We start from the raw sequence: 26,481 nt of genomic DNA on the forward strand, positions 1-26,481 counted from the left end.
CGCGCGGAAGATCGCTCTCCTCGTTGTCGTGGCCGCGGTCGTGTACGCCCTCGACCAGGTGAGCAAGTTCCTCGTCGTGGAGTTCCTGGAGCACGAGGAGCCCCTCACCGTCGTGCCCGGCGCGCTGGTGCTGACCGTGATCCGCAACGCCGGCGCCGCCTTCAGCATCGGCACCGGCATGACGATCGTGTTCACGGTGATCGCCCTGGCCGTCGTCGTCGCGATCGTGCGTACGGCGCGGAAGCTGCACAGCCTGCCGTGGGCGATCACGCTCGGCCTGCTGCTGGGTGGCGCGCTCGGCAACCTGACCGACCGCATCTTCCGCTCGCCGGCCCCGTTCCAGGGGCATGTGGTCGACTTCATCCAGGTGTTCCCGGTCACCCGGTTCCCGGTGTTCAACCTCGCCGACTCGGGCATCGTGTGCGGCGGCGTGCTCGCCGTGTTCCTCGCCTGGCGCGGCCACCAGATCGACGGAACCCGCCAGACGGACGAGCCGGTCGAGGGCCGCGAACACACCCACGCGGAGGGCGAGACGGACACGCAGGCCGGCGAGCCGGCGGGGGAGCGGGCCGATGGGTGACCAGCGCAGCCTGCCCGTGCCGGACGGCCTGGAAGGCGAGCGCCTCGACGCCGCGCTGGCCCGCCTCTTCGGCTTCTCCCGCACCCGCGCGGCCGAACTGATCGCCTCCGGGGACGTGCTGGTCGACGGCGCCGTCCCGGCCAAGTCCGACCGCGTCCACGCCGGGGCCTGGCTGGACGTGACGATCCCGCCGCCGCCCGCCGCGCCGATGCCCGTGGCCGAGCCGGTGCCGGGCATGACGATCCTGTACGAGGACGACGACGTGGTCGTGGTGAGCAAGCCGATCGGCGTGGCGGCGCACCCGACCGTCGGCTGGACCGGCCCCACCGTGATCGGCGGCCTGCTCGGCGGCGGCCACCGGGTCTCCACGAGCGGCGCGGCGGAGAGGCAGGGCATCGTGCACCGGCTCGACGCCAACACCACCGGCGTCATGGTCGTCGCCAAGAGCGAGCGGGCCTACTCCCACCTCAAGCGGGCGTTCAAGGAACGCACGGTCGACAAGCGCTACCACGCGCTCGTCCAGGGGCACATGGACCCGCTGCGGGGCACCGTGGACGCCCCGATCGACCGCCACCCGTCGGGAGACGGGCGCTTCGCGGTGGTGGCGGGGGGCAAGGACTCGGTCACGCACTACGACACGATCGAGGCGTTCCGGGCGGCGTCGCTGCTCGACATCAAGCTGGAGACCGGCAGGACCCACCAGATCCGGGTCCACATGGCCGCGCTCAGGCACCCGTGCGTGGGCGACCTGCTGTACGGCGCCGACCCCACTCTCGCCGCCCGCCTCGGGGTGGGCCGGCAGTGGCTGCACGCGGTCTCGCTGTCGTTCGAGCACCCGGCGACGGGGGAGTGGATGACCTTCACCAGCGACTACCCCGCGGACCTGGCCCACGCGCTGGAGATCCTCGCGGACGAGGGCTGAGCCGGGCGCTCCAGGTCCCCGGTCCCTGAGCGGCGCGTCTCGCCCCGGCTCCGGGGGAGGCGCCTGTGCGCCAAGGCCCGGCCGGGCGGAGGTCAGGCATCCCAGTCGGTCTCCGGCTGGGTGTAGCCGTCGGGGATGTCACCGACGTCACCGAGGTCGTCCGTGGTGGCCTCCTGGCCCTCGCCTTTTCCCTGGCCCCCACCCGTGCCCTGGGACGGCTTGGCGCTTCCGCCGCCGTTCCCGGGCTTGGCCGCGGAGGGCTTCCCCTTGCCGTTCTGCTTCGCCGGGGGAGACCCCTTGGGCTTGCCCGCGCCCTTGGACGCGGCGCCGGCGGGCTTGTCCTTGGGCTTTCCCCTTCCGGGCTGCTCAGGTGGCCTCCCGGCGGGCCCGCCGCGATCCTCCGCACGGTGCCCGCCGTCGGCGCCGCCCGCTGGGTTCGCCACCGGCTGGGTGGTCGTCTTCTCCGCCTCGCGGCTCTCGGTCCGCTTGCCGGTCTTGGCGGCCTCGGCGGTCTTGGGCTCGGCGGTCCTGGTCGCGAAGACCGTCACCGTGGGCGTGCTCACCACGGCGGTCCCCCTCGGGTCGGCCGGAAACCTGGCGGTGGCGAACGCGATGGCGCCGGCCGCCAGCCCGACGAGCGCGACGAGCGCTCCGGAGCCCGCCGCCAGCGCCCAGGGCCTGCGGCGTCCGCTCAGCGGCACGGGGGCCGGGACCGGCGTCGGGGTGTCCTCGCCGAGGGGCACGTGCGCGGGCGTGGAGACGGGAGCCGCGGGCGAGGTGTCGAAGACGGGCATCAGCCGGGCGAGCCGGGGCGGCTGCCGCGGACGCGGCACGACCGGGTCGGTCACCTGGCCGGTCGCCACGGCGTGCAGGTGCTGCGCGGCGTAGTCCGCGGTCATCCTGCGGGCCGGGTCCTTGATCAGCAGGCCCTCGATCACCGGTGCCAGCGGCCCGGCGTTGCGCAGCGGGCCCGCCTCCTCGTACATGACCGCGGCGAGCGTCGCCAGCGCGTGACCCCGGTGGAACGGCGAGCGCCCTTCGACGGCCATGAACAGCGTCACCCCGAGCGACCACAGGTCCGACGCCCGCTGCGCCTGCCGTCCCGCCGCCCGCTCCGGTGCGATGAACGCCGGGGTGCCGATCAGCATCCCGGTGCGGGTGACCGGCGAGTCGTCCTCCATCGCGGCGATGCCGAAGTCCGTCAGCACGACCCGGCCGTCGCCGGCGAGCAGCACGTTGTCGGGTTTGACGTCCCGGTGCAGCACCCCGTTCGCGTGGGCGACGCGCAGCGCGGCCAGCACCCGGGACCCGATCTCCGCCACCCGCCGCGGAGGCAGCGGGCCCTCCTCTCGGATGACCGATCCCAGCGTCCGGGACGGGATCAGTTCGAGGACGATCCAGGGGTAGCCGTTCTCCTCGAAGGCGTCGTACACTGCCGCCACGCTCGGATGGCTCAGCCGCCCGGCCGCCCGGGCCTCGCGGAAGGTCCTGATGGTGAAGACCTCCCGCTCCGGCCCGGTGAGCTCGGACGACGCGAGCAGCTCCTTGACGGCGACCTCCCGTTCGAGCACCTGGTCGACGGCTCGCCACACGGTGCCCATGCCGCCCCGCCCCAGCGGCTCGATCAGGCGATAGCGTCCTGCCACGACACGTTCGGAGGTCTGCGCTTCAGCCATGGTTGTCGCGCTACCCGTCTTGGGCGAACGCATGCGACAACATTGCTGTTCTGGGGCGAAACCCCCCTTGAACTGCGGATCTTCACCGAATCGTTATAGCGGCTGGAAGGTGCGCGTGAAGGCGTTGAAGTATGACAAACCGGACGTCCACCGAGAGTCGGCGACCTGCCAGTAGAGGGCGACGCAGCGGCCGTCGGCGAGCCTGAAGGCGCGGTCGAGCACCCGCACCTTGCCGGCGCCGGTCGTGTGGGTGAACTCCCAGTCCGCGGCGGGAACACCGAGGTATTTCCTGGACGTCAGCCCGATGAGCTCGTAGCCGCGCAGGTAACCCTTCTTGGTCGAGGCCGCCTCGACCGTGCGCAGCGCGTCCACCGGGTCCGTGGTCTCCCAGGGGGTGAAGTCGACCTGCAGGTAGTCGCGCCCGCTCGGGGCGTGGAAGCGCACGCGGGTGGCCTCCCTCTGGAACGGGACCCAGCCGGCGGGCAGGGCGATGGAGAAGCCCAGCGGGTCGCGGTGGGTCTCCCACCCCTTGGGGGGCTTGGCCGTCGCCGTCGTCGGATACTCCGTGGAGGGCTTGTCCGACGGCTCCTTCGAGGGATCGTCCGACGGCTCCGCCGTCGGCTCCTCCGACTGCGACGCGGGCGACTGGACGGAGGCGCTCGGTTCGGTGTCCCCCGACGTGTTGTCGGTGCCCGTGGTGGGACCGATCTCCGTAGGCGTGAGGCCCTCGGCGACGCTCCCGCCGCCGGCCAGCGAGCGGTAGCCGTACCAGCCGCCCGCGACGACGGCCACGAGCAGCAGCGGTAACAGGACGAGCAGAGTCACCTTGGTCGCGGAGCCGCGTCCCGGAGGGCGCGCACCCGGCGCGGCGTACGGGCCGGGGCGGCTCCCGGGCGGGACGGCGGGCCCGCCGGGACCCGCGTACCCCCCGTGGCCGTTCGGTGCCGTCGGGTGGCCCGCCATGCCCGCGCCGCCGCCGGGGCCGGGCGGCCCGGCAGGACCGGTGACCCCGGGCCAGGGGGCGGAGCCGCCGGACTGGTGCGGGACGCCGTAGGGCTGGGCGCCGTACGGGGGGCCGTACGGGGGCTGCGACGGCCCGGACGGCGCGCCGCTCCACGCGCCGGGCTCGGGCCGGTTCCCCGGCAGATCGGGGGCGGCGTGTCCCGGACCGGCCGTCAGGGCGGCGTTGAGCAGGGCCGCGGCCTCGGCCGCGCCCATGCGCCGGGCCGGGTCCTTGCGCAGCAGTCCTTCGAGCACCGGCGTCAGGGCGCCCGCCCGCTGGGGCGGGGCCGGGTCGTCGTGCAGGATGGCCGCCATCGTGGCCACCGGGGAGTTTCGGTCGAACGGAGTCCTGCCCTCGACCGCGGCGTACAGCGTCGCGCCGAGCGACCACAGGTCGGACTCGGGGGTCGCGGGCTCGCCGTCGAGCCGCTCGGGCGGCATGAACGCGGGGGTGCCGGTGATGCCGCCGGTCATGGTCAGCGCGGCCTCCTCCGGCATCGTCGCGATGCCGAAGTCGGTGAGCACCACCCGGGTCTCCCCGTTGAGCAGCACGTTCTCCGGCTTGACGTCCCGGTGCAGCACCCCCGCGGCGTGCGCGGTGCACAGCGCGTCGAGCACCTGCAGGCCGATCGCGGCGACCCGGCCGGGCGGGAGCGCGCCCTGCTCACGCAGCACCTGGCCCAGGGACACCGACCGCACCAGCTGCATCACGATCCAGGGACGGCCGTCCTCCTCGATGACGTCGTGGACGACGACGACGTTCGGATGGTCGATGCGGCCCGCCGCCCGCGCCTCACGGATGGTGCGCCGGTTGAACGTCTCCCTGTCCTCTTCGGAAGTGGGGTGGTAGAGCACCTCTTTGACGGCCACCGTGCGGTCGAGCAGGTCGTCGTGGGCGCGCCACACGACGCCCATGCCTCCGCGGCCGATCGGTTCGAGCAGGTGATATCTGCCCGCGACCCGACGCTCCTCGTCCACCCTGTCCTCCTCCAAACCCCCTGAATGGTCCCACAGCCCGGCGCGCGGCCGTCCGTCTTCGATCTCACGGAACCGGCGCCGGCGGAGGAACTCGCAGGTCGGGCCGGTCGGCCGTGACCGCCGCCGAGACGGGCGAAGCCGATGCTCAGTTGTTATCGGACGTTACAAAAGGACGATTCGGCCAGTCACTCCCACATTGACTTGCGGAAACGCCATTGCTCACAGTTTCGGCTCGAGTGTCGTTATGTTTCGCGATGGCTTGTCCGGTTTATTCCCTTCTAATACTGTCCGCAGTGACTTTGTCGTTTCCCGGACGGGTGCTCCTCCGAGACCTCCCCCGTCCCCCCGCCTGGAGGCTAGATGCGGTTACGCACGCTGTTGTGCGGAAGATCCCCTTACGGCATGGCGCTCGGCACCGCGGTCCTGGTGTCGGCCGCGCTCACGCTGACGCCCGCGGCCCCCGCGCAGGCCGACCCGGCCGGCGCGGGCAAAGCGCCGGGACGGTGCAGCACCGACCCGAACGCCCGCCTGGGCACGGTGCCGGCGCCCGAGCAGTTCTTCGGCTTCCCTCTGGGCAAGGGACAGTCCCGGGTGCTCACGACCGAAGAGATCAAGAAGTACGTGGAGGCCGTGGGAGGCGCCTCGGACCGCGTCGTCACGGGCACCGTGGCGCACAGCGTGACCGGCCAGGAACTGCCGTACGCCATCGTGTCCGACTCCCACCACATGGTCCCGGGGCAGCTCAAGAAGATCGCGGACCAGATCCGCTCGCTGCGCGACCCGAGGAAGCTGAAGGCGGACAAGGCGGCGCGCATCGCCGACGACTCGCCCGCCATCGTCTGGATCGCCGGCAACGTGCACGGTGGCGAGAAGAGCGGCGCCGACGCCGCGCTCAAGACCCTGTACGAGCTGGCGAGCGGCCTGTCCTGCGACGTCGCGAAGCGCAACGACAACCTGGTCACGGTCATCGTGCCGACCCAGAACCCCGACGGCCGCGACGCGAGCCGCAGGACGAACGAGTACGGCTTCGACCTCAACCGGGACTGGTTCGCCCGCACCCAGCCGGAGACCGACGGCAAGATCGAGATGCTGCGGAGCTATCCGCCGCAGGTCTTCGTCGACGCCCACGAGATGGGCGGGCGGCAGTACTTCTTCCCGCCCAACGCCGACCCGATCCACCACGAGATCGCCGACCAGCCGGTGAACTGGATCAACCGCATCGGCGCGGCGAACGCCGCCGGCTTCGGCTACAACGGCGCCTGCGGCGACGCGGTCACCACCGAGTGCTACTTCAACTACGCGACGTACGACCTGTTCTACATGGGCTACGGCGACAGCGTCCCTGCCGCGGGCTTCGGCGCCGCCGGGATGACGTTCGAGAAGGGCAGCACGTCGGCGGTCGAGGACCGGGTGCAGCAGCAGTTCAACACCCAGTGGGCGACGACCGGCTGGGCCGCCGACAACAAGCGCGAGGTCCTGAACGGCTACTACTCGATCTGGCAGACCGCGCTCGCCGAGGGGGCCGCGGGCGCCCTGGAGCCCAACGAGGTCGTCCAGCCGTCCAACACCGTCCGGTTCCCGGTGCCCGACATCGCGATCCGGTCGTACTTCCTGCTGCCCGACCGGCAGCTCGGCGACGTGCGCCGGCTGGTCGAGCGGCTGCGCCGCATGGACGTGGAGGTCTACCGGGTGAGCAAGCCCGTGAAGGTGCCCTCCGCGCGGGTCTTCGGCGGCCGGACGGCCAGTGACATGACGGTCCCCGAGGGGGCCTACTGGATCCCCATGGACCAGCCGCAGAAGCACTGGATCCAGGCGGTCATGGGGGAGGACCCGTACGTCCCGTTCCCCTACTTCTACGACGTCTCCTCGTGGAGCAACCCGCTGCTCGCGGGCGTGGACGTCATCTCCACCGGCGACGCGCTGTCGCCGAAGGCCGCCCTCGTGAAGGACGTCGACGGCGGCGTGGCCTCCGCCGCGCCCAAGGGCGGGTCGTACTCCTACCCGATGGACTCGGCCGCCGCCTCCGAGCTGACCTTCCGGCTGCTCGGCGCGGGTGTGCCGCTCACGCGTGACGACCGGACCGGGGTGGTCGGCCTGGCCGCCACCGCGATGAACCGCGGCGAGCTGGACAAGCTCGCCCGCTCGCTGGGCGTGACGGTCGAGGGCGGCAGCGCCCCCGCCTCCGGCGCGGCGCTGCGCACGCCCGACGCCGGCCTGTTCGCCGGCACCGGCGTGTCCACCACCTCCGGGTCGTACGGCGAGGCCCGCTACGTGCTCGGCGACCGCTGGGGTCTCGACCTCAAGCCGGTGACGACGGCGGACGTCAACGGCAACACCCCGGCCTTCACCGAGCGGACCGTCCTGCTCGTCCCGGACGGCAGCAGCTCCAACGGCGGCCTGACCGAGCAGGGCCTGGCCAACCTCAGGCAGTGGGTGGCCGCGGGCGGCACGTACGTCGGGCTGCGCAACGAGGGCACCCGGGTCGCCAGGGCCGCCGGCCTCACCTCCACGACCGAGAAGGCCAAGCCGACCGGCTACCAGGTCATCGGCTCGCACTTCCGGGTGGACGTGGAACAGGGCAGCCCGGTGGCGCTCGGCCGGCCGGCGGAGGACTTCCAGTTCAACAACGGCGACCCGATCCTCAACCCCAGCCAGACCGGGGTGAACGTGCTCACCTACCCCACGGATGACACGTTCTGGTCCAACGGCTACACGGTGGGGGCGGAGGCGCTCAAGGGCACGGCCTCTCTCGTCGACGAGCCGACCGGCGCGGGACACGCCGTGCTGTTCGCGTACAACCCGCTGTTCAGGGCGTACAACGAGAACGGCATCCACCTGCTCGCCAACGCGCTGCTCTACCCGGCGGGCGCGTCGCAGGCGTCGCCCCAGGCGAAGCAGCGGATCGCGGCGGCGCCCGACCCGCTGCGCATCGCCGCGGCGACGACGGAGGAGCCGCCGAACCTCGGCGGGGAGTGGCGGCCGATCGTCATCCAGGTGGCCGACGCCGACCTCGCGCGGACGCAGGCGGTGGTCGAGCGCTACACGGACACGGCTCAGACCGCGTCCGCGGACGGCTCGTCCTACATCACCATCCCGAACCCCGACGGACTGTCCGCAGACGAGCACCCGTTCGTCCGCGACCTGGTCCGCGACCTCGGCGCGGCGGGCATCCCGCTCCGCTCCGTCGTCGCCTGATCCCACGTAAGACACCGGGCCGGGCGGCCGGTCTTCCGGCCGCCCGGTTCTTCGAAAGGAACCTCATGACCTCGTTCCGCTCGCGCCGGGCGGCGCGGCTCGGCGGCGCGGCCCTCGCGGCCGCGCTGCTCGCCGCCACCCAGGCGACCACGGCTCTGGCGGCTCCCGGCAACCCCGGCGCGCCGCGCTACTCCGCGGGCGCCCCCTCGCTCGGCGACCCGTACTTCCCGGACCAGGGCAACGGCGGCTACGACGTGCGGCACTACGACGTCACGTTCTCCTACGACCCCGCCACCAAGGTCATGGACGCCACGACGGTGATCACCGCGGTCGCCACCCAGGACCTCGACCAGTTCGACCTGGACTTCCGCGGGCCGGAGATCACGTCGCTGAAGGTGGGCAAGCATCCGGCCGACTACCGGCGGGACGGGCAGGAGCTCGTCGTCACGCCGCGGCCGAAGCTCAAGACCGGGGAGACCTTCACGGTCACGGTGACGTACGCCGGGACGCCGCCGGTCGTCACCGACCCCGACGGCTCGATCGAGGGCTGGGTGCCGACCGACGACGGCGCCTTCGTGCCGGGCGAGCCGCAGGGCGCGCCGGCCTGGCTGCCCTCCAACGACAGCCCCGCGGACAAGGCGACGTTCACCTTCCGCGCGACGGTCCCCGAGGGCGTCACGGTGGTCGGCAACGGCCGCCTGGTGTCCAAGACGACCGCGAACGGCAAGACGACGTTCGTGTGGGACTCGGCGGAGCCGATGGCGACCTACCTCGCCACCGTGACCCTGGGGAACTTCGTCGTGAACGAGACGACCACGCCGAGCGGCATCCCGGTCTACACGGCCGTGGACCCGCGGCTGGCGACCCAGTCGGCCGCGGCCGTCGCGCAGATCCCCGGCATCCTGGAGTACTTCTCCTCGATCTTCGGGCCGTACCCCTTCAACCAGGCGGGCGCCATCATCGACCGCGCGCCGGACGTCGGCTACGCCCTGGAGAGCCAGACCAAGCCGATCTTCTCCAGCGCGCCCAGCGTCGGCACGATGGCGCACGAGCTCGCGCACCAGTGGTACGGCGACAGCGTGAGCGTCGGCAAGTGGTCCGACATCTGGCTCAACGAGGGCTTCGCGACGTACGCGACCTGGCTGTGGACCGAGCACACCGGCGGCGCCACCGCGCAGCAGACGTTCGACAGCTCCAGCAACTACGGCCGGGCGGCGACCTCGTCGTTCTGGCAGATCGTCACGGCCGACCCGGGCCCCGAGGACATGTTCGGCAACGTGCCGTACAACCGCGGCGCGATGACGCTGCACGCGCTGCGCGGCAAGATCGGCGACGCCGCCTTCTTCGCGCTGATCAAGGACTGGACGACCCAGCACCGGCACGGCAACGCGAGCACCGCCGACTTCATCCGGGCGGCGGAGAAGGTCTCGGGCATGGACCTGAAGGCGTTCTTCGACGTGTGGCTGTTCCAGAAGGGCAAGCCCGCCTCCTGGTGACCCTCCTCCGGCGGCTCCCGTTCGCGGGAGCCGCCGGTTTCTCCGGCGTAGGCGGCCGGGGGAGCGGCTCAGGGACGCAGGTGCAGGGCGAGCTGGATGCGGTCGCGCAGGCCCAGCTTGCGCAGCACGCTGGACACGTGGTTCTTGACCGTGCCCTCGGTGATGAACAGGCGCGCCGCGATCTCCCTGTTGGCGGCCCCGGCGGCGACCATCCGCGCCACCTCCACCTCGCGGGCCGACAGCAGCTCCTGCCCGTGGAAGGCGACCGGGTTCACCGGCAGGTGCCGCAGCTCGGCGACGAGCCGGGCCGCCACCGGGCTGCCCAGCACGGTCTCCCCGCGGCTCACCCGGTGCACGGCCGAGACCAGCTCCTCCGGCGAGCAGTCCTTCAGCAGGTAGCCGGTCGCGCCGCCGCGCAGCGCGCCGAAGATGTACTCGTCCTCGTCGAACGTGCTGAGCACGACGACCGCCACCTCCGGATGCTCGGCGGCCAGACGGACGATCAGCTCCACGCCGTTCATGCCCGGCATCCGCATGTCCACGAGCGCCACGTGCGGGCGGCGGTCGCCGATCACCCGCAGCGCCTCGTAGCCGTCGGCCGCCTCGCCGACGACCTCGACGCCGTCCTCGACCTCCAGCAGCTTGCGCAGCCCCTGGCGCAGCAGCGCCTGGTCGTCCACCAGCACCACCCTGACCGGCACACTGACCGGCACCGTGGCCGGCACACTGACCGGCGTCATGCCCGCACCCCTGACAACGGCAGCTCGGCGCGCAACTCGAACCCGCCGCCCGGCCTGTTGCCGCCGGCCAGCGTGCCGCCGAGCGCCCTGGCCCGATCCGCCAGCGACGACAGCCCGAAGCCGCCGCGCGACCGGTCGTCCCTGCCCGTTCCGTCGTCGCTGACCACGAGCGCCACCTGACTGTCGCCGAACGTGAGCGTGCCGTGCACGTGCTCCGCCTTCGCGTGCCGCAGCGCGTTGGTGAGCCCTTCCTGCAGCACCCGGTAGAGGACGAGTTCGGTGTCGGCCTCCAGGCGCCGCTCCTCGCCCCGCACCTCGAAGCTCACGCTGATGCCGGTGCCGTCGAACGACGCCGCGAGCCGTTCGAGCGCGGCGCCGCCGACGCGGCCGTCCAGCGCGAGCGGCCGCAGCGCACGCACCCAGCGCCGCGCGTCGGCCAGCGCCTCCACGGTGAGCTCCTTGGCCTGGCGGACCTCCCCCCAGGCGGCGTCAGGGCGGCGCTCGCGGAACCGCTCGGCGTTCTCCAGGCCCATCTTGATGACGGTGAGGTGATGGCCGACCGAGTCGTGCATCTCCGCCGCCATCCGCGCCCGCTCCTCGGCGACGGCCAGCTCCCTGATCCGCTCCAGCAGGCCCTGGGCCTCCTCGCGCCTGCGCCGCGCCTCCAGGGTGGATGCCGCCATGCCCAGGACGAACGCGGAGAACACCGCCATCGCGGTGGCCTGGACGATGCCGTTGGCGATCGTCGATCCGAGAAGCGGGGGCACGAACACGGAACCGACCACGACACAGGACAGGATGGCCGTCGCGACGCGCATGCCGTACAGGAACGCGAGGTTGGCCACCGCGAGGAGGATCAGCGGCAGGTGGGTCTCCCGGGAACCGGTCATCCCCAGCAGGATCGTCGCCGCCAGGAACAGCGGGGCCACCCAGAGGCGGCCCCGCGCCCGGCTCCAGGGCAGCGCCGGCCAGAGCGCCGCGAGCAGCACCAGGTCCGCGCCGAAGAGCACATGTAGTGGGGTGGCGGCGCCGGTCACGACCCACTGCGCGAGGCCGGAGGTCAAAATGGCCGTCATCGCCCAGAACACGAGGTTGAACAGGAACGGCCGGTCGGCGTCGCGAAGCCAGTCGAAACGCGCCATGGTCTCGACCCTAGAGCGATTCGGATCGGATGCAATCGCCCATCGGAACCATGACCATGGTCATGCCTGCGTCTATCCGCCGCTCGATGTGCCCGCGAGCAGGGCGAATCTAGCGTTTTCCCATGAAAGCCACCACGCCCGTGTGGGCGGTATCGATCGCCGTCGTCGTGATGTTCGTCCAGGCGTTATGCGGCCCGCTGATCGTGTCGCTGCTGACCGACGACCGCGGCGTCCTCGTCGCGACGCTGAGCGCCCTGTCCGTGACCCTCGTCTCGCTCGCTCTCGTGTACGCGGTCCGCCGGTTCCTCGGCCGCCAGGACTGGTCGGGCGTACGGCTGACCTGGTCGTGGAGCGCCTTGTGGCAGGCGATCGCGGGCCTGCTCGCCGGAGCGGTGGCCGTCGCGTCCGCCAAGGCGCTCGCGGTGGCGCTGGGCCTGACCGACTGGGTGCCCTGGTGGGAGTCGGCCCGCGACATGCTCCCCTACCTGCCGCTCGCGTTGGCGATTCCCGTGCTCAACCAGGCGTTCCCCGAGGAGCTGCTGTGGCGGGGGCACGTCTACGACACGCTGTCGGCCCGGCTGTCCACCCGCGCTGTGGTGATCACGGTGACGGCCGTGTTCGGCGCCCTGCACATCATCTCGCAGAGCGGCGCCGACACCCTGACTGAGAAGCTGCTCTACGTCGTCATGGCCACCGCGCTCGGCTTCGCGTGCACGGTGGCCCGGATGCGCAGCGGCGCGGTGTGGATGGCGGTGGGCGTGCACGGCGGCTTCCACATCGGCCTGCGGCTGACCCCCACCCAGCACGCCGGTTTCGCCGCGCAGCTGGTCCTGATGGCCGCCGCGCTCATTCTGGCCGCGTGGGTGATCGACATGGCCTATCGCGCGCGTGCGGGGCGCGAGCCGGTGGCCGCCCCGGAGACGGTCTGAGAGCAATGGCGGGCCCGCGCCCGCCCGCTCGTGCGTACGGGCGGGCGGGCGGATGTCAGCCGATGGTGCAGGAGATCGGCGCCGGGACGTCACCCGCGCCGTTTCCGGTGAAGCCGAACGACGTGGACGCTCCGGCGGCCAGGCCGCCGTTGTAGCTCACGTTCCTCGCGGTGACGGCGGCGCCCGACTGGGTCACCGTGGCGTTCCACGAGGAGCTGATCGTCTGGCCGCTCCGGAAGGACCAGCCGACGGTCCAGCCGGAGATCGCGGTGGCGCGGGTGTTCGTCACCGTCACGTCGGCCTGGAAGCCGCCCGGCCAGGAGTTGGTCACCTTGTACGTCGCAGAGCACCCCGAGCCGCCGGCCGTGGGGGAGGCCGAGGGCGACGGGGACGGCGTGCGCGAGGGCGAGGCGGACGGCGAGGGCGACGGCGTGCGCGAGGGGGACGGAGTGGGGGACGGAGTGGGGGACGCCGTGCCGCCGCCGGACGCCTTCAACACCGTGATGGAGTACGGCGGGAGCGTGATCGAGGTGGCGGACGACGCGGTGCTCGTGCCGATCGAGGTGGCGCCCTTGCGCCACTGCACGACCGAGGCCGTGCCGCCCGGGGAGAAGCCCGAGTAGGACAGCGAGACCGTCGTGGAGTTGTTCAGGTCCTTGTTGACGAGCACGACGTTGACGCCGCCGGAGGTCCTCACCGCGTGCGCGGCGAGCAGCGAGCTGGACGAGGACGCCTTGACCAGCGTGTCACCCGGCGATCCGGCCCTGCCGACCATGGCCAGCCCGTAGTAGGGCGGGAGAGGCGTGTTCACCGGGGGCTCCCCGGAGCTGCCGGAGGACAGGATGCCGAAGTCGTTGTAATCGGTGGTTCCGTCGTCGTTGGTCTTCGGGCTGCTGCTTGTGCCGTTGTGGAGGCTCCACCAGTCGACGTTCATCACCCCGTTCTCGAACCAGGTGAGGTAGCTGTCGGCGGCGCCCAGGGCCGTCGTCGCGCTGTTGAGCTGGTAGTTGAGGTTGGCCTCCGTGACCGCGATGCCGATGCTCGACGCCCTGCTCCCGGCGTACCTGCCGAGAAGGGAGCGGATCGTGCTCACCATCGGGGCGATCTGCGAGACCTTCGTCAGGCTGTCGGCCGCCGACGTGGCGCCCGGGTACCAGTGGACGATCACGAAGTCGGCCTTGTCCTGCACGATGGACATGACCGTGTTGTTCCAGTCGGCACTGTCGCCCGAGCCTACGACGCCGTCCGGCCAGCCGCCCGGGGTGGTGAGCACGACGCCCACCTTGATCGAGGAGTCCACGGCCTTCATCGCCGAGATGTACTGCAGGACGTTGTTCGCGTACGCCCTCGGGCTCTTGTCGGAGTGGTTGTCCTGCTCCCAGCCCGAGCCGTAGTGGCCGTTGCCGTAGACCTCGTTGCCGATCTCCCAGTACTTGACGCCGTAGCCCTTGGTGACGTTGGCGTAGCGCACCCAGTCGGCGGCCTCCTGGGCCGTGCCCGTGCCGTAGTTGGCGATGACGACGGGCTGCGCGCCGGCCGAGCGCACCGTGCTCACATAGGTGTCGAAGTCGGTGCCCGGGGCCACGTAGCCGCCCTCGGTGGTGTGGGTCTTCCAGTGGTAGATGTCGCCGTACGACCCGCCGGGGTAGCGGACGGCGGTGAAGCCGGCGTCCCGCAGCAGACCCGAGACGGGGGAGCTGTTCATGTTCCCGTCGTAGACGGCGACGTTGACGCCGTGCCCGGCGGCCGGGATCGTGCCGAGGCTCGTGCCGGTGTTCACCGTCACGGTGGCGGAGGTCGCGGCCGAGGCGGGCGCGCTGACGGCCGTCGCCGCCACGACGGCCGACGCGGCGGCGAGCGCCGCCGACGTCAGCAGGGCCAGGCCGGCGCGCCGCCGGCGGGTGAGCGAGCCGTGCATGGGAGCTCCTTCGAGCGGTCGCGCTGTCGCCTTTTCCGGGCGAAGGTCGAGCCGCATCCTTTGCCTCGCCACGCCGTACGGTCAACAGCTCAGGCGGCCGGCAAGTCCCTGAGCTGGGGGTGATTTCGTTTGGACGTGCAACTTTCATCGGAGGTCACTCAGGAGGGGTGCATGAGGCAGGCCAGGGCGTGTTCGAGCGCCGCGGGCGTCGCGACGGGCGCCGGCCAGGGGACCCTCACCAGGTGGCCGGGCCCCGGCCGCAAGGTGGCGCCGTAGCGGTCCAGCTCCCACAACCACACCTCCTCCTGGGCCGGTTCCCCCGTCAGCCGCTCCGCCGCCTCGCGCAGCTGCCGCGAGTGGGACTCGTTGACGTGGCGCACCATGCGTTCGGCCGGGGGGAGCAACGGGTCGGGCGCCGAGGCGAGGTAGCTCTCGGCGTCGAGGACGCCCGACTCCTGGCCGGTCATATAGATCACGTGGCAGACGTCGACGCGCAGCAGCGCGGGACCGCCTCCTTCGACGGCCGCGAACAGGTCCTCGTCGGGGCACGCCTCCGCGATGGCGACGGCGGCCGCGCGCGTCTCCGCCGCCGGTACGGGCTGCGTCCACCCCCGCACCTTCAGCAGCGCGCGGGGCCGCTCGACCCCGCCGACCTCCCTGCTCGCCGTGAGGTCGACCGTCACCAGGGTCTCCGCGGGCGCGCCGTGCAGGGTCTCGCCGGGCTTCACCAGCAGGACCGGCCGGCCTCTGCCGTCCACGCCGCCGCGGGCGGCGGCCGTGGGCACGCCGGACCCGGCGACGGAGACGTGGGTGGGCGCCGCCAGGGCCGCGAGCGTCCGTACGCGCTCGGGGGTGGGGGCTGCGGTGACCGGGTGGCGCATGGGGAGCTCCTCGCTTCAGTAGGTTAGGCTTACCTTAGTAAGGCTTACCTAACTTGGAAAGAGGCGTCATGCGCTACACGGGACCGAAGGTGCGGCTGTCGCGGCGGGCGGGCGTCCCGCTCACCCGCAAGGCGGTGAAGTACTTCGAGGCGCGGCCCTACCCGCCGGGGGAGCACGGCCGCAAGACCAGCCGGCGTAACACCGGCGACTACGGGATGCGGTTGCTGGAGAAGCAGAAGCTCCGCTGGTATTACGACGTGTCGGAGCGTCAGCTCCGCCGCTACTGGGACCTCGCCGTCCGCCGCCCCGGCAGGTCAGGGGAGGAACTGGTCGCGCTGCTGGAGACCCGGCTCTCCTCGCTCGTCCTGCGGGCAGGCCTGGCACCGTCCATCTACGCCGCCCGGCAGTACGTGAACCACGGGCACATCACGGTCGACGGCCGCAAGGTGGACATCCCGAGCTACCAGGTCAGGCCGGGCCAGCGGGTGGGCGTACGGGACCGGTCGGCCAGGATGCAGCCGTTCGCGGCCGCCGCCGAGGGCACGTACGCGGACGAGCGGATCGCCCCCTACCTGGACGTGGACCACCGGACGCTGCGCTTCACGCTGCTGCGGCGCCCCGTACGCGAGGAGGTCGCGGTCCCGGTGGACGAGCAGCTCGTGGTCGAGCACTACTCCCGCTGAGGCCTCGGTCGGCGGCCCGGCCGTGACCGACCCTCACGGTGTGCGGAACCCCCGGAACGTCACGCGCCTGCGGACCACGAAGCCCAGCCGCTCGTAGAGCGCCATCGCGTCGACGTTGGCCTCGGCCACGTGGAGGAACGGGCGCTCGCCGCGAGCCGTGATGCGGGTGACCAGGGCGCGCACCAGGCGGGAGGCGTGACCGCGCCCGCGGGCTTCCGGGGCGGCGCAGACGGCGCTGATCTCGGTCCACCCGGGCGGGCGGAGCCGTTCGCCCGCCATGGCGACCAAGGCGCCGTTCTCGCGGACACCCAGATAGGTGCCGAGCTCGTGGGTCCGGGGCCAGAACGGCCCCGGCCGGGTCCGCGCGGTGAGATCGAGCATCTCGGGCACGTCGCCGGCGCCCAGCTCGACGATCCGCGCGCCGGCCTCGGCCTCCGCGCGACCCGGGTGGGCGCCTGCGGGCCAGATCATCTGGAAGCCGTCGAGAGTGAAGAGCGGTTCCCAGCCCGCGGGCGGGGTCGCCGGGCAGCTGAACATGTCGGCGAATCCGCCCCGGCCGAGCAGTCGCGCGAGGTCGTCCCATTCCGCCGGGCCGGGGTCGGCGGACACCGTGGAGAAGGACGCGACCTCCGGCAGGTAACCGGCCGCCCGGCCGAGCCGGCGGGCCAGGTGCGCGTGGTGGCCGCGAAGCGACTCCCCGACGGGGTCGTCGAGTGCGACGGCGTCGCGGTCGGCCATCGTGCCGTGCCTTCCCATCCGCGCGTGAGCGCCGCTGACCAGCCGTCGACGGGTCACGGCCGGAGGTTCCGCAGCGCAGTGTAGTCAGGCGGGATCCCGTGCTCGCCGGCAGAGGGGCGCCGCCGGGCGGGTGACGATGATCGCGCACTCGCGGGGGTTGAACCCTACGCGGCGGGAGGTCGTAGCGTTTCGAGCGTGATCGGGGCAGACGACGCCGGACGGCGATGGTCGATCGGCGAACTGGCGCGGGCGACCGGGATGACGGTGCGCGCGCTTTACCACTACGACGAGATCGGGCTGCTGAGCGCGAGCGAGCGTACGCCCGCAGGGCACCGCCGCTACACCGAGCGGGACCTGCGGCGGCTGTACCGCGTGCGCGCCCTGCGGGCGCTCGGCCTGTCGCTGGAGGAGATCGCGGGCGTTCTCGACGGCGCGGCGGACGACCCCGAGTCGATGCGCGACCTGCTGGCAGAGCAGTTGCGCAGGCTCGACGAGCACGCCGAGCTGATCGGGGTGCTGCGTCAGAGGATCCGCGGCCTGCTCCGGCAGGCCGGCGACTCGTCCGGCCTCGATCCGGATCGGTTGATGACCACATTGGAGTTGATGTCGGTGTTCGAGACCTATTTCACGGAAGAGCAGCGCGAGCGGCTGGCCGAGCGCAGAGACGCGCTGGGCGGCGAGGGCGTCGAGGCGGCCAAGGGCGCGTGGGCGGGGCTGGTCGAGGAGGGCCTGCGGCTCGTGGAGACCGGCGTGCCCGCCGAGGACGAGCGCGCCCGCGACCTCGTACGCCGCTGGGACGCCCTCGCGGGCGGGTTCCACCCCGAAGGACCGGAGGGCGAGCGGACCAGGGCGGCGGCCCGCAGGATGTGGCAGGACAACAGCGAGGAGATCGGCCGGAGCCTGCCCTGGCCGGCCGAGCGGATGGCCGCCCTGGTGACCTACCTGGAGCGGGCCCGCCAGGCCGGCTGAGCGCGTCACCGAAGCGGTCCGTCAGCCGCGCCCATCACTCGCGCAGTAGTGAACAAGTGGGGGCGGGCCGCTCCGGACGCGGCGGTCCCGGGGCGGGGTGAACCTTTCACCCGTTCCGCCGCGTCTACCGAGCGCCGGTAGAGCGGGGGAGGGCGAACGTTGACCGGCGGGAAGGACCGGCCTACCGTCCGGGTCGCCCGCCCCCGCCCCTGTCGTCAGCCGGAGGTTCCGTGTTCCGCACCGCCGCAGCGCGCCTTGCCCCCCTGGCCGTCGCCGTCCTCGTGGCGGCCACCGCGCTCCCCGCCTCGGCCGAGGTCGTCGACCCCGCTCCCATTGGCCCCCACCAGTACTTCTACGGTTTCGTCAATGGCCAGACCGGCCACACGATCATCAAGATGGCATGCTACGGGCCGGTATTCCCGGGACAGACCGGTCATCCGTTCCCCGGGCAGACGGTGGAGGTGCGGCCCGTCGCGATCTCGTCGTCGTCGGCGAGCGTCGGCTACACCGGCAGCGGCGGCACGTCTATCGCGGTGGACCTGGGCGACCCGTCGACCGTCGCGAGGGCCCTCGTGCTGCGCTACTACGGGGTCAAGGCCGAGATCCCGGCCACCGCGACACTGCCGTGCTACGGCTCCGGGAAGGTGACGTTCACGCCCGTGGCCGACAGCTGGACCGCACGCCAGGCGACCGTCCTGGTCGACTACGTCGGCCAGCCCTGACCCGCATCGCGTCGCCGCCGTGCCGTGACCGCGGGCACCCGCGCAGGGGTGCCCGCGGTCACCGGCGTGACACGCCTGCCGGTCACTACTTCGCCGGCTTGAAGGTGGAGGCGATGGTCTCGAAGAGCTCCTTCTTCTTCTTCCAGTCCTTGTCCTGGGTCTTGTAGAGCAGCGCGTAGCCGTTGTGCTTGTCGGTGACGAAGCCGCGGTCGATCACACGTGACCGGTAACGGCTGTCGCCGAAGGTGAACTCCCAGTCGGCCGCGGTCTTCCAGTACCCCTTGACCTCTCGGATCTCGACGAGCTTGTAGCCGGGGAAGTTCCGGCTCATGCCCGGGACGTCGCGCCGCCACACCTTCAGCGCGTCCGACTCGGGACTCGTGGTGTGGTGGACCTCCAGATAGGTGTGCGAGTCCCCGCGGAAGCGGACCTCGCCGTTGCCCCTGCCGTCGACGTGCCATCCCTTCGGCAGTGCGAGGGAGAACCCGCTCGAGTGCTTGTACGTGTGCCAGCCCTCGGGGACGTCGGCGGGCTCGGAGGTCTTGGGGCTCGGGGAGGGCTCGGGAGACTCCGTCGCCTCGTTCGAGGCGGACGCGGACGGCTCGGCGGAGGACGGCGCGTCCGAGGGGGGCGCCGAGGCGGAGGGCTCTTCGCCGCCCTTGCCCGTCGCGGCCGTGGCCGCGTCCGACCCGGCGGCGGGGTCGCTCCCCGAGTCGCCCTCACCCGCCCGCAGGCCGAGGTAGCCCGCCACGCCCGCGATGATCAGCAGCGCGGGGATGAGGATCAACGCGACCTTCAGCAGACTGTTCGACGACCGCGGCGAGACCGGGCTGGTCAGCGATCCGTGCCACTCCGCCCCGCTCTGCGGAGGCATCGTCGCGGACGCCTGCCGCAGCCCGGCGATCGGGCTCCCGGGGCCGGCGAGCCCGGCCGTGCCCGAGGCCTCCTGCGTCCGGTCCGCCGTGGCTGCGCGCCGCTCGTCGCCCGCGCCCGGCGTGGGCCCGCCGCTCGCGAAGGGCCGGGACGCGCCAGCGCGGTCGCCCGTCCGGTCCGTACGGCTGTCGCCCCCGGAGCCGCCGGAACCCCCGGAGCTCCCGGAGCCGCCGGAGCCCCCGGAGCCGGTGGAGCCGAGGGAACCGGAGGAGGCGGACGACGCCGAACCCGCCGCGCCCTGCGAAGCGGTGCTCTGCGAAGCGGTGCCCTTCGACGCGGCGCTCCCGCCCCCGCCCTTCTGCGTCCCACCCGCCCCGGAGGGAGTGGAGGACTGCGCTGCCGAGGACTGCGCTGTCGAAGACTGGGCCGCCGGAGACTGCGCGGGCCTGGCGGGGCGCTCGCCTGAGGAGGTGCCGGAGTTCTTCGTCTTCCCGGCGGCGGGTGAGCCCTCCGGCGCCTTACGGTCCTCCCTGCCCGAGGCAGCGGAGGGCCCGGAGGCGGAGGCGGGGGCGATCCTGGTGGTGCCGTCGCCCGCGTCCGCGGCCGGGCCGTCATCCTTCCCGCGCCCTTCCTTGGCGGGAGCGCCGGTCGAGGGCTTCGTACGGGCGGGCGGGGCGGCCTGCGCGCCGGTCTCCGGCATGGTCGCCGGCGCCTTCCCCGCCTGCTCCCCAGCCGGGCCGTCCCCCTGCTCGGGGGCCACTTCGTCGCGTATGACCGGAAGGGGTGAGGTGATCTCGCCCGGACCCGCGGCCTCGCTCGCGGCCCCGGCTCCGGCGCGGCCGGCCGCTCTCTCGCCTGCGGCGGGTGCGCGGCCCGCCCCCGCCGCCTCGTCGCGCTCGGCGGGACGCTCGTCCGGCCGAGCGGAGGACGCGGGCGGGTACGGCGCCGCGCCCCGGGACGCCTTGCCCTGCCGGGAGGCGGGCGTTTCCGGCTTCGCGGCCTGCGGGGAGGCGTCCTCTGCGGGCGGGGCGGCGGGCCGGGGCGGCGGCGGGGCCAGGTCCCGCGACGCCCGCTTGAGCAGCCGGGTGAGCTCGTCGTAGCCGGGACGGTCCGCCGGCTCCTTGGCGAGCATCCTGTGAAGAACGGAGCCCAGCGCGCCCGCGTGGCGCGGCGGGGCCGGATCGTCGTTCAGCACGGCGTGCATGGTGGCCATCGCCATGCCCCGGTCGTGCGGGGGCTTGCCCTCCACCGCCGTGTACAGCGTGGCGCCGAGCGACCACAGGTCCGATTCACGCTGCGCGGCCTCGCCGCGGAGCCGTTCGGGAGCGATGAAGGCGGGGGTGCCGACGAGGCCGGTGCGGGTCATGGTGGAGTCGGCTTCGAGCCTGGCGATGCCGAAGTCGGTCAGGACCACCCGGCCGTCATCGGTGAGCAGCACGTTCTCGGGCTTGACGTCGCGGTGCAGCACGCCCTGGCGGTGGGCGGCGCGCAGCGCGTCCAGGATCTGCAGGCCGATCTCGACGGTGCGCTCGGGCGACAGCGGGCCGTCCTCCCTGATCACCTGCCCCAGCGAGCGGGACGCCACCAGCTGCATGATGATCCAGGGGCGGTCGTCCTCTTCGATCACGTCATGGACGACCACCACGTTCGGGTGGGTGAGGCGGCCCGCGGCCCGGGCCTCGCGCATGGTCCGGCGATTGAGGTCGCTGAGCTCGTCGCCCATCGCACTGTCGTAGCGGACCTCCTTGACCGCGACCGCGCGGTCCAGCAACTGGTCGTGGGCGCGCCAGACGACGCCCATGCCACCCCGGCCGATCGGCTCCATCAACTGGTACCGGCCTCCGACGAGCCGGCCTTCCGCACGCGACACTCGAACCCCTTCCTGGACCAATGAATCGTCCCACGGATGGCAAAGGGATCAACCGCGTCCATGACTGGCGATCCCGAAATTCGAGACAGATCGGTTCGAGTCGTGGGCCCGCCGCTGCTAAGGTCCTTGTTATGGGTAGGTACAGCTCGTTTACGAGGCCGGCTCCGGAGGGCCGGTCGCGTGAGGTGAGCTAGCGACCATCCGGAGCCGGCTTGAGGCAGGGACGCCAGCGTCTCTGCCTTTTTCGTTTTCGGAAGTTCGTTTCTCAGCCAGTCCCGATCTCAGCGAGCCCCCATGACGGACGGCCGGTTCCGCGGGGGCGGCACACGGAGGAGCCCACATGTCGAAGGCGGCCCAACTCGACCGCGATGCCGTACGGATCGGCGATCTCGTGATCGGCGACGGGCTCCCCGTTGTGGTCATCGGGGGCCGGGACGCCCGCTGGCTGCGCCTGCGCGGCGACGGCGGCACGCCCGGGGACGGAGCGGAGACCCTGCGGGACATGCCGGGGGACTCCACGGAGGATGGTTCTTCCGGGGACGGTTCTCCGTGGAACGGTGCGGCCGCCGGGGCCGGGGCGCGCCCGGCGGGCCCGCTGCTGGTGGAGCCCGCCACGGCCGCCGACCTGCCCGCCGTGGCCCGGCACGCCGACGGAGTGATGATCGGGGCGGCCTGGGCGGCCGACCCCGATCTCGTCCGGGCCGCGGCCCGGCTCGGGCTCCCCGTCGTCATCCAGCGGGGAATCGACCGGCACGGGCGCGTGGCGACGCTGGAGGAGTGGCTGGCCGCGGTGGACGACTGCGCCGCCGAGGGCAACGAGGCGGTCGTGCTCTGCGAGAGCGGCGGTCGCGGCGAACCGGAGGACGCCGCGCCCGATCTCGGGCTCCTGCGCGCCGCGCGGGAGCGCGCCGGCCGCCCCGTCCTCGCCGGGCTGGGCGGCGACGGCGGGCTGGCGGACGCGGCGGTGGCGGCGGGGGCGGACGGCCTGCTGGTCGGCCCGGGCGCGCCCGCGAGGACCCTCGCGGCGGCGCACGAGGCGGCGACCGTCATGGCGGCGCTCGTGCGGCCCGACGATCCCGAGACCCTCGACGCGGCCCGGGCCGCCATCGACCGGGTGGACGCGGCCCTCGCCACGCTGATCGAACGCCGGGCCGCGCTGGCCGGGCGCATCCAGCGGCTCAAGCCCGTCGGCGGCTTCAGAGGGCGGGACATGGAGCGCGAGCGTCGCCTCGTCGAGGCCATGGCCCGCCGCGCCCCCGGCCTCGGCGCGAGGCTGCTCGCCCCCATCATGAACGCCGTGATCGAGGCCGGGTTGCGCCTGTCGGAGGAGACGCGGGACGGCGAGGACCGGAGATAAACTCTGTTTCACCTGAGTCCCACTGGCTCGCGATCACGGCGTAGGCTCTGGTCCGCGGTCCGGTGACGATGGGGGTCTCATGGGTGATTCGTTTGTTCATCTGCACGTCCACACCGAGTATTCGATGCTCGACGGAGCGGCGCGGCTGAAGCAGATGTTCAAACTCGTGGGCGAGCTGGAGATGCCCGCGATCGCGATCACCGACCACGGCAACATGCACGGCGCCTACGACTTCTACAAGCAGGCGACCGGCGCCGGGGTGAAGCCCATCCTCGGCATCGAGGCGTATGTCGCGCCCGAGTCGCGCATGCACAAGAAGCCGGTGCTGTGGGGCGAGCCGCACCAGAAGAGCGACGACGTCTCGGCGGGTGGCTACTACACCCACATGACCATCTGGGCGCGGAACAAGACCGGCCTGCAGAACCTGATGAAGCTCAGCTCGCGCGCCTACACCGAGGGCTTCGTCCGCAAGTGGGCCCGGATGGACGCCGACATCCTCGCCGAGCACGCCGAGGGCCTGATGGCCACCACGGGCTGCCCGTCCGGGGAGGTGCAGACCCGGCTGCGGCTCGGCCAGTACGACGGGGCGCTCAAGGCGGCCGCGAAGTTCCAGGACATCTTCGGGAAGGACAACTACTTCCTCGAGATCATGGACCACGGGCTCGACATCGAGCGCCGGGTCCGCGACGGCCTGATCCGGATCAGCCGCGAGCTGGACATCCCCCCGGTGGTCACCAACGACTCCCACTACACGTACGAGTCGGACGCCGCCGGTCACGACGCGCTCCTGTGCATCCAGACGGGCAAGCAGCTCAGCGACCCCGACCGGTTCCGGTTCGACGGCAGCGGCTACTACGTCAAGTCCGCCGACGAGATGCGGGCGGTCGACTCCTCCGACATCTGGCAGGAGGGCTGCCGCAACACGCTGCTGGTGGCCGAGAAGGTCGAGCCCGAGGGCTTCTTCCCCTACCACAACCTGATGCCGACCTACCCGATCCCCGAGGGGCTGACGGAGGAGGAGTACTTCCGGCAGCAGGTCTGGGAGGGCATGAAGCGGCGTTTCCCCGGCGGGGTGGACGAGGAGCACCGCGTCTGGGTCGAGAACGAGATCGGCGTCATCCTCCAGATGGGCTTCCCGAGCTACTTCCTCGTGGTCGCCGACTTCATCATGTGGGCGAAGAACAACGGCATCCGGGTCGGTCCCGGCCGTGGTTCGGCCGCCGGCTCGCTGGTCGCGTACTCGCTGGGCATCACCGACCTCGACCCGATCCCGCACGGCCTGATCTTCGAGCGGTTCCTCAACCCCGAGCGCGTCTCGATGCCCGACATCGACATCGACTTCGACGAGCGCCGGCGCGCCGACGTGATCCGCTACGTGACCGAGAAGTGGGGCGCCGACAAGGTCGCCATGATCGCCACGTTCGGCACCATCAAGGCGAAGGCGGCCGTGAAGGACGCCGGCCGCGTCCTCGGTTACCCGTACGCGCTGGGCGACCGCATCTCCAAGGCGTTCCCCCCGGCGGTGATGGGCAAGGACATCCCGCTCTCGGGCATCTTCGACTCCGACCACCCGCGCTACAACGAGGCGGGCGAGCTGCGCAAGCTGTACGACGAGGACGTCGACGTCAAGGCGACGATCGACCTCGGGCGCGGCCTGGAGGGCCTGATCCGGCAGACCGGCGTGCACGCCGCGGGCGTCATCATGTCGGCCGAACCGCTGACCGACCACATCCCGATCATGCGCCGCGACTCCGACGGCGCGATCATCACGCAGTTCGACTACCCGACCTGCGAGACGCTCGGCCTGCTGAAGATGGACTTCCTGGGCCTGCGCAACCTCACGATCATCGACGACTGCCTGAAGATGATCGAGGGCAACACCGGGAACAAGATCGAGCTGCTGGAGCTCCCGCTCGACGACACCAGGACGTACGAGCTGCTGGCCAAGGGCGACACGCTCGGCATCTTCCAGCTGGACGGCGGCGGCATGCGCACGCTGCTGCGGCTGATGAAGCCCGACAACTTCGAGGACATCTCCGCGGCCCTCGCGCTCTACCGGCCCGGCCCCATGGGCGCCAACTCGCACACCAACTACGCCCTGCGCAAGAACGGCCAGCAGGAGATCATCCCGATCCACCCCGAGCTGGAGGAGCCGCTCAAGGACATCCTCAACACGACCTACGGCCTGATCGTCTATCAGGAGCAGGTCATGGCCATCGCCCAGAAGGTGGCCAACTACACGCTCGGCGGCGCCGACCTGCTCCGCCGTGCGATGGGCAAGAAGAAGAAGTCCGAGCTGGACAAGCAGTTCGAGTTCTTCGAGAAGGGCATGAAGGAGAACGGGTTCTCCGCCGCGGCCATCAAGGCCCTGTGGGACATCCTTCTCCCGTTCTCCGACTACGCCTTCAACAAGGCGCACACCGCCGGATACGGCCTGGTGTCGTACTGGACCGCCTATCTCAAGGCCAACTACCCGGCCGAGTACATGGCGGCGCTGCTCACCAGCGTCAAGGACGACAAGGACAAGTCGGCGCTCTACCTCAACGAGTGCCGCCGCATGGGCATCAAGGTGCTCCCGCCGGACGTCAACGACTCCGACTTCGACTTCACCCCGCGCGGCACCGACATCCGGTTCGGCCTGTCGGCCATCCGCAACGTCGGCGCGAACGTCGTGGACGGCATCATCGCGGCGCGCAAGGAGAAGGGCAGGTTCACCGACTTCAAGGACTTCCTGCGCAAGGTCCCCGCGATCGTCTGCAACAAGCGCGTCATCGAGTCGCTGATCAAATCGGGCGCGTTCGACTCGTACGGGCACGTGCGCAAGGGCCTGCTGATGGTGCACGAGCAGGCCGTCGACGCGATCATCGACATCAAGAAGAACGAGGCGATCGGCCAGGACTCGCTGTTCGGCGCGATCGACGGCGCCGAGGACCAGACCTTCGACGTGCAGATCCCGCCGGGGGAGTGGGACAAGACGACGCTGCTGCAGTTCGAGCGGGAGATGCTCGGCCTGTACGTCTCCGACCATCCGCTGTTCGGCGTCGAGCACATCCTGTCGTCGGGCGCCGACTGCTCGATCGCCGCGCTGCAGGACGACAGCCGCCCCGACGGGCAGGTCGTCACGGTCGGCGGCATCCTGTCGGGCCTGCAGCGGAAGGTGACCAAGAAGGGCGACACCTGGGTCCTCACCATGCTGGAGGACCTGGAGGGCTCGATTGAGGTCATGATCTTCCCGTCCGCCTACCAGCTCTGCGCGACCGTGCTCGCCGAGGACGCGATCGTCTTCGTCAAGGGCAGGATCGACAAGCGGGAGGACGTCGCGAAGATCATCGCGATGGAGGTGACCGCGCCGGACCTGACGGCCGAGTCGGGCGGGCCGCTGGTGGTGAGCATGCCGATCAATCGCTGCACGCCGCCTGTCGTCGGCCGGCTCAAGGAGGTGCTGACCACCCACCCCGGGACGACGGAGGTCCACCTTCAAGTGCACAACGGGCCGCGTACCACGGTCATGCGGCTGGACGACCGGCTCCGCGTGAGCCCGTCGCCCGCCTTGATGGGCGACCTCAAACAGCTGCTCGGGCCGGCCTGCCTGGCCGGTTGACCGGGCGCCCGGTCAACCGGCCGGCGACGTGACGAGGCGGGCCGCCGCGCGATCCGCCTCGCCGTACGTCGGCCGGGCCGGCCTCGGCGACAATCCCGGAGGCTGATCCCCGCCGGCTCGCGGCTCAGCCGACGTCGCGCCCGGGGGTGAGCACGTCATGGCGCGTGGTGGCCTCCTGGTGCCCCGCCGACAGCCGGGACAGCTTCAAC

18 protein-coding genes are annotated in these 26,481 nt (G+C 71.9%); 10 read left to right on the top strand and 8 right to left on the bottom strand.

Annotated features, from left to right (window positions below; translation table 11 throughout):
• Positions 1 to 28: 28 nt before the first annotated feature.
• Positions 29 to 580 (top strand): signal peptidase II, encoded by a 552-nt coding sequence (gene lspA / locus BXA11_RS01925; RefSeq protein ID WP_239104824.1) that lies wholly within the window; start codon positions 29 to 31, stop codon positions 578 to 580.
• Positions 573 to 1,502, top strand: a complete 930-nt coding sequence (locus BXA11_RS01930; protein WP_030509066.1) for an RluA family pseudouridine synthase — start codon at positions 573 to 575, stop codon at positions 1,500 to 1,502. Before lspA ends, BXA11_RS01930 begins: the two co-directional genes overlap by 8 nt.
• Positions 1,503 to 1,594: 92 nt before the next feature.
• On the opposite strand, the gene BXA11_RS41845 is transcribed toward BXA11_RS01930, so the two are convergent.
• Together BXA11_RS41845 and BXA11_RS01940 are read right to left on the bottom strand one after the other, a co-directional pair.
• Positions 1,595 to 3,178, bottom strand: coding sequence for a serine/threonine-protein kinase (locus BXA11_RS41845; protein ID WP_076432190.1), 1,584 nt, complete (start codon positions 3,176 to 3,178; stop codon positions 1,595 to 1,597).
• A gap of 93 nt (positions 3,179 to 3,271) precedes the next feature.
• Positions 3,272 to 5,158: a serine/threonine-protein kinase gene (locus tag BXA11_RS01940; protein WP_076432191.1), complete on the bottom strand. Its 1,887-nt coding sequence runs from the start codon at positions 5,156 to 5,158 to the stop codon at positions 3,272 to 3,274.
• Positions 5,159 to 5,518: 360 nt separating this feature from the next.
• On the opposite strand from BXA11_RS01940, the gene BXA11_RS01945 reads away from it, so the two are divergent.
• A complete protein-coding gene (locus tag BXA11_RS01945) occupies positions 5,519 to 8,353 on the top strand; it encodes a M14 family zinc carboxypeptidase (RefSeq protein WP_204053485.1) in 2,835 nt (944 codons plus the stop codon).
• A gap of 65 nt (positions 8,354 to 8,418) precedes the next feature.
• Positions 8,419 to 9,849 carry a M1 family metallopeptidase gene (locus BXA11_RS01950; protein ID WP_076432193.1) on the top strand — a complete coding sequence of 477 codons (1,431 nt, stop codon included), beginning with the start codon at positions 8,419 to 8,421 and terminating at the stop codon, positions 9,847 to 9,849.
• A 68-nt stretch (positions 9,850 to 9,917) separates the two neighbouring features.
• Here BXA11_RS01950 and BXA11_RS01955 read toward each other — a convergent pair whose 3' ends face one another.
• Positions 9,918 to 10,589 carry a response regulator gene (locus BXA11_RS01955; RefSeq protein WP_076432194.1) on the bottom strand — a complete coding sequence of 224 codons (672 nt, stop codon included), beginning with the start codon at positions 10,587 to 10,589 and terminating at the stop codon, positions 9,918 to 9,920.
• On the bottom strand, positions 10,586 to 11,731 hold the full coding sequence (locus tag BXA11_RS01960; RefSeq protein ID WP_076432195.1) for a sensor histidine kinase: 1,146 nt from the start codon (positions 11,729 to 11,731) through the stop codon (positions 10,586 to 10,588). The genes BXA11_RS01955 and BXA11_RS01960 overlap by 4 nt, the downstream gene beginning before the upstream one ends.
• 122 nt (positions 11,732 to 11,853) lie before the next feature.
• Here BXA11_RS01960 and BXA11_RS01965 point away from each other — a divergent pair, with 122 nt between their 5' ends.
• Positions 11,854 to 12,660, top strand: a complete 807-nt coding sequence (locus BXA11_RS01965) for a CPBP family intramembrane glutamic endopeptidase (protein WP_083743879.1) — start codon at positions 11,854 to 11,856, stop codon at positions 12,658 to 12,660.
• 55 nt (positions 12,661 to 12,715) lie between these two features.
• Here the strand turns inward: BXA11_RS01965 and BXA11_RS01970 are convergent, their stop codons facing one another.
• Both BXA11_RS01970 and BXA11_RS01975 read right to left on the bottom strand, forming a co-directional pair.
• Positions 12,716 to 14,578, bottom strand: coding sequence for a cellulose binding domain-containing protein (locus BXA11_RS01970; protein WP_076432197.1), 1,863 nt, complete (start codon positions 14,576 to 14,578; stop codon positions 12,716 to 12,718).
• A 158-nt stretch (positions 14,579 to 14,736) separates the two neighbouring features.
• Positions 14,737 to 15,459 (bottom strand): DUF2470 domain-containing protein, encoded by a 723-nt coding sequence (locus BXA11_RS01975; RefSeq protein ID WP_076432198.1) that lies wholly within the window; start codon positions 15,457 to 15,459, stop codon positions 14,737 to 14,739.
• A 68-nt stretch (positions 15,460 to 15,527) separates the two neighbouring features.
• Between BXA11_RS01975 and rpsD the strand changes: the two genes are divergently transcribed.
• On the top strand, positions 15,528 to 16,142 hold the full coding sequence (gene rpsD, locus BXA11_RS01980; RefSeq protein ID WP_076432199.1) for a 30S ribosomal protein S4: 615 nt from the start codon (positions 15,528 to 15,530) through the stop codon (positions 16,140 to 16,142).
• Positions 16,143 to 16,175: 33 nt separating this feature from the next.
• Here the strand turns inward: rpsD and BXA11_RS01985 are convergent, their stop codons facing one another.
• Positions 16,176 to 16,937: a GNAT family N-acetyltransferase gene (locus BXA11_RS01985; RefSeq protein WP_239104825.1), complete on the bottom strand. Its 762-nt coding sequence runs from the start codon at positions 16,935 to 16,937 to the stop codon at positions 16,176 to 16,178.
• 138 nt (positions 16,938 to 17,075) lie between these two features.
• Between BXA11_RS01985 and BXA11_RS01990 the strand changes: the two genes are divergently transcribed.
• A complete protein-coding gene (locus tag BXA11_RS01990; RefSeq protein ID WP_076432201.1) occupies positions 17,076 to 17,849 on the top strand; it encodes a MerR family transcriptional regulator in 774 nt (257 codons plus the stop codon).
• Positions 17,850 to 18,079: 230 nt separating this feature from the next.
• Positions 18,080 to 18,571 (top strand): hypothetical protein, encoded by a 492-nt coding sequence (locus tag BXA11_RS01995; protein WP_076432203.1) that lies wholly within the window; start codon positions 18,080 to 18,082, stop codon positions 18,569 to 18,571.
• Positions 18,572 to 18,656: 85 nt separating this feature from the next.
• Here the strand turns inward: BXA11_RS01995 and BXA11_RS02000 are convergent, their stop codons facing one another.
• Positions 18,657 to 21,314 (bottom strand): serine/threonine-protein kinase, encoded by a 2,658-nt coding sequence (locus tag BXA11_RS02000; RefSeq protein WP_076432204.1) that lies wholly within the window; start codon positions 21,312 to 21,314, stop codon positions 18,657 to 18,659.
• A 340-nt stretch (positions 21,315 to 21,654) separates the two neighbouring features.
• Here BXA11_RS02000 and BXA11_RS45600 point away from each other — a divergent pair, with 340 nt between their 5' ends.
• Both BXA11_RS45600 and dnaE read left to right on the top strand, forming a co-directional pair.
• Complete coding sequence (locus tag BXA11_RS45600) at positions 21,655 to 22,671, top strand: chorismate mutase (RefSeq protein WP_083743880.1); 1,017 nt, start codon at positions 21,655 to 21,657, stop codon at positions 22,669 to 22,671.
• Between the two features lie 79 nt (positions 22,672 to 22,750).
• A complete protein-coding gene (gene dnaE, locus BXA11_RS02010) occupies positions 22,751 to 26,272 on the top strand; it encodes a DNA polymerase III subunit alpha (RefSeq protein ID WP_076432206.1) in 3,522 nt (1,173 codons plus the stop codon).
• Positions 26,273 to 26,481 lie beyond the last annotated feature (209 nt).

Origin of the sequence: Microbispora rosea, assembly GCF_900156315.1 — a bacterium.
Lineage (GTDB): Bacteria > Actinomycetota > Actinomycetes > Streptosporangiales > Streptosporangiaceae > Microbispora > Microbispora rosea.

Excerpts from the sequence above, each read along its gene's own strand:
- rpsD (WP_076432199.1), top strand. The coding sequence starts at position 15,528 with ATGCGCTACACGGGACCGAAGGTGCGGCTGTCGCGGCGGGCGGGCGTC.
- BXA11_RS01930 (WP_030509066.1), top strand. The coding sequence starts at position 573 with ATGGGTGACCAGCGCAGCCTGCCCGTGCCGGACGGCCTGGAAGGCGAG.
- BXA11_RS45600 (WP_083743880.1), top strand. The coding sequence starts at position 21,655 with ATGTCGAAGGCGGCCCAACTCGACCGCGATGCCGTACGGATCGGCGAT.
- BXA11_RS01955 (WP_076432194.1), bottom strand. The coding sequence starts at position 10,589 with ATGACGCCGGTCAGTGTGCCGGCCACGGTGCCGGTCAGTGTGCCGGTC.
- BXA11_RS01960 (WP_076432195.1), bottom strand. The coding sequence starts at position 11,731 with ATGGCGCGTTTCGACTGGCTTCGCGACGCCGACCGGCCGTTCCTGTTC.
- BXA11_RS01950 (WP_076432193.1), top strand. The coding sequence starts at position 8,419 with ATGACCTCGTTCCGCTCGCGCCGGGCGGCGCGGCTCGGCGGCGCGGCC.
- BXA11_RS01970 (WP_076432197.1), bottom strand. The coding sequence starts at position 14,578 with ATGCACGGCTCGCTCACCCGCCGGCGGCGCGCCGGCCTGGCCCTGCTG.
- BXA11_RS01945 (WP_204053485.1), top strand. The coding sequence starts at position 5,519 with ATGCGGTTACGCACGCTGTTGTGCGGAAGATCCCCTTACGGCATGGCG.
- BXA11_RS01965 (WP_083743879.1), top strand. The coding sequence starts at position 11,854 with ATGAAAGCCACCACGCCCGTGTGGGCGGTATCGATCGCCGTCGTCGTG.
- BXA11_RS41845 (WP_076432190.1), bottom strand. The coding sequence starts at position 3,178 with ATGGCTGAAGCGCAGACCTCCGAACGTGTCGTGGCAGGACGCTATCGC.
- BXA11_RS01975 (WP_076432198.1), bottom strand. The coding sequence starts at position 15,459 with ATGCGCCACCCGGTCACCGCAGCCCCCACCCCCGAGCGCGTACGGACG.
- dnaE (WP_076432206.1), top strand. The coding sequence starts at position 22,751 with ATGGGTGATTCGTTTGTTCATCTGCACGTCCACACCGAGTATTCGATG.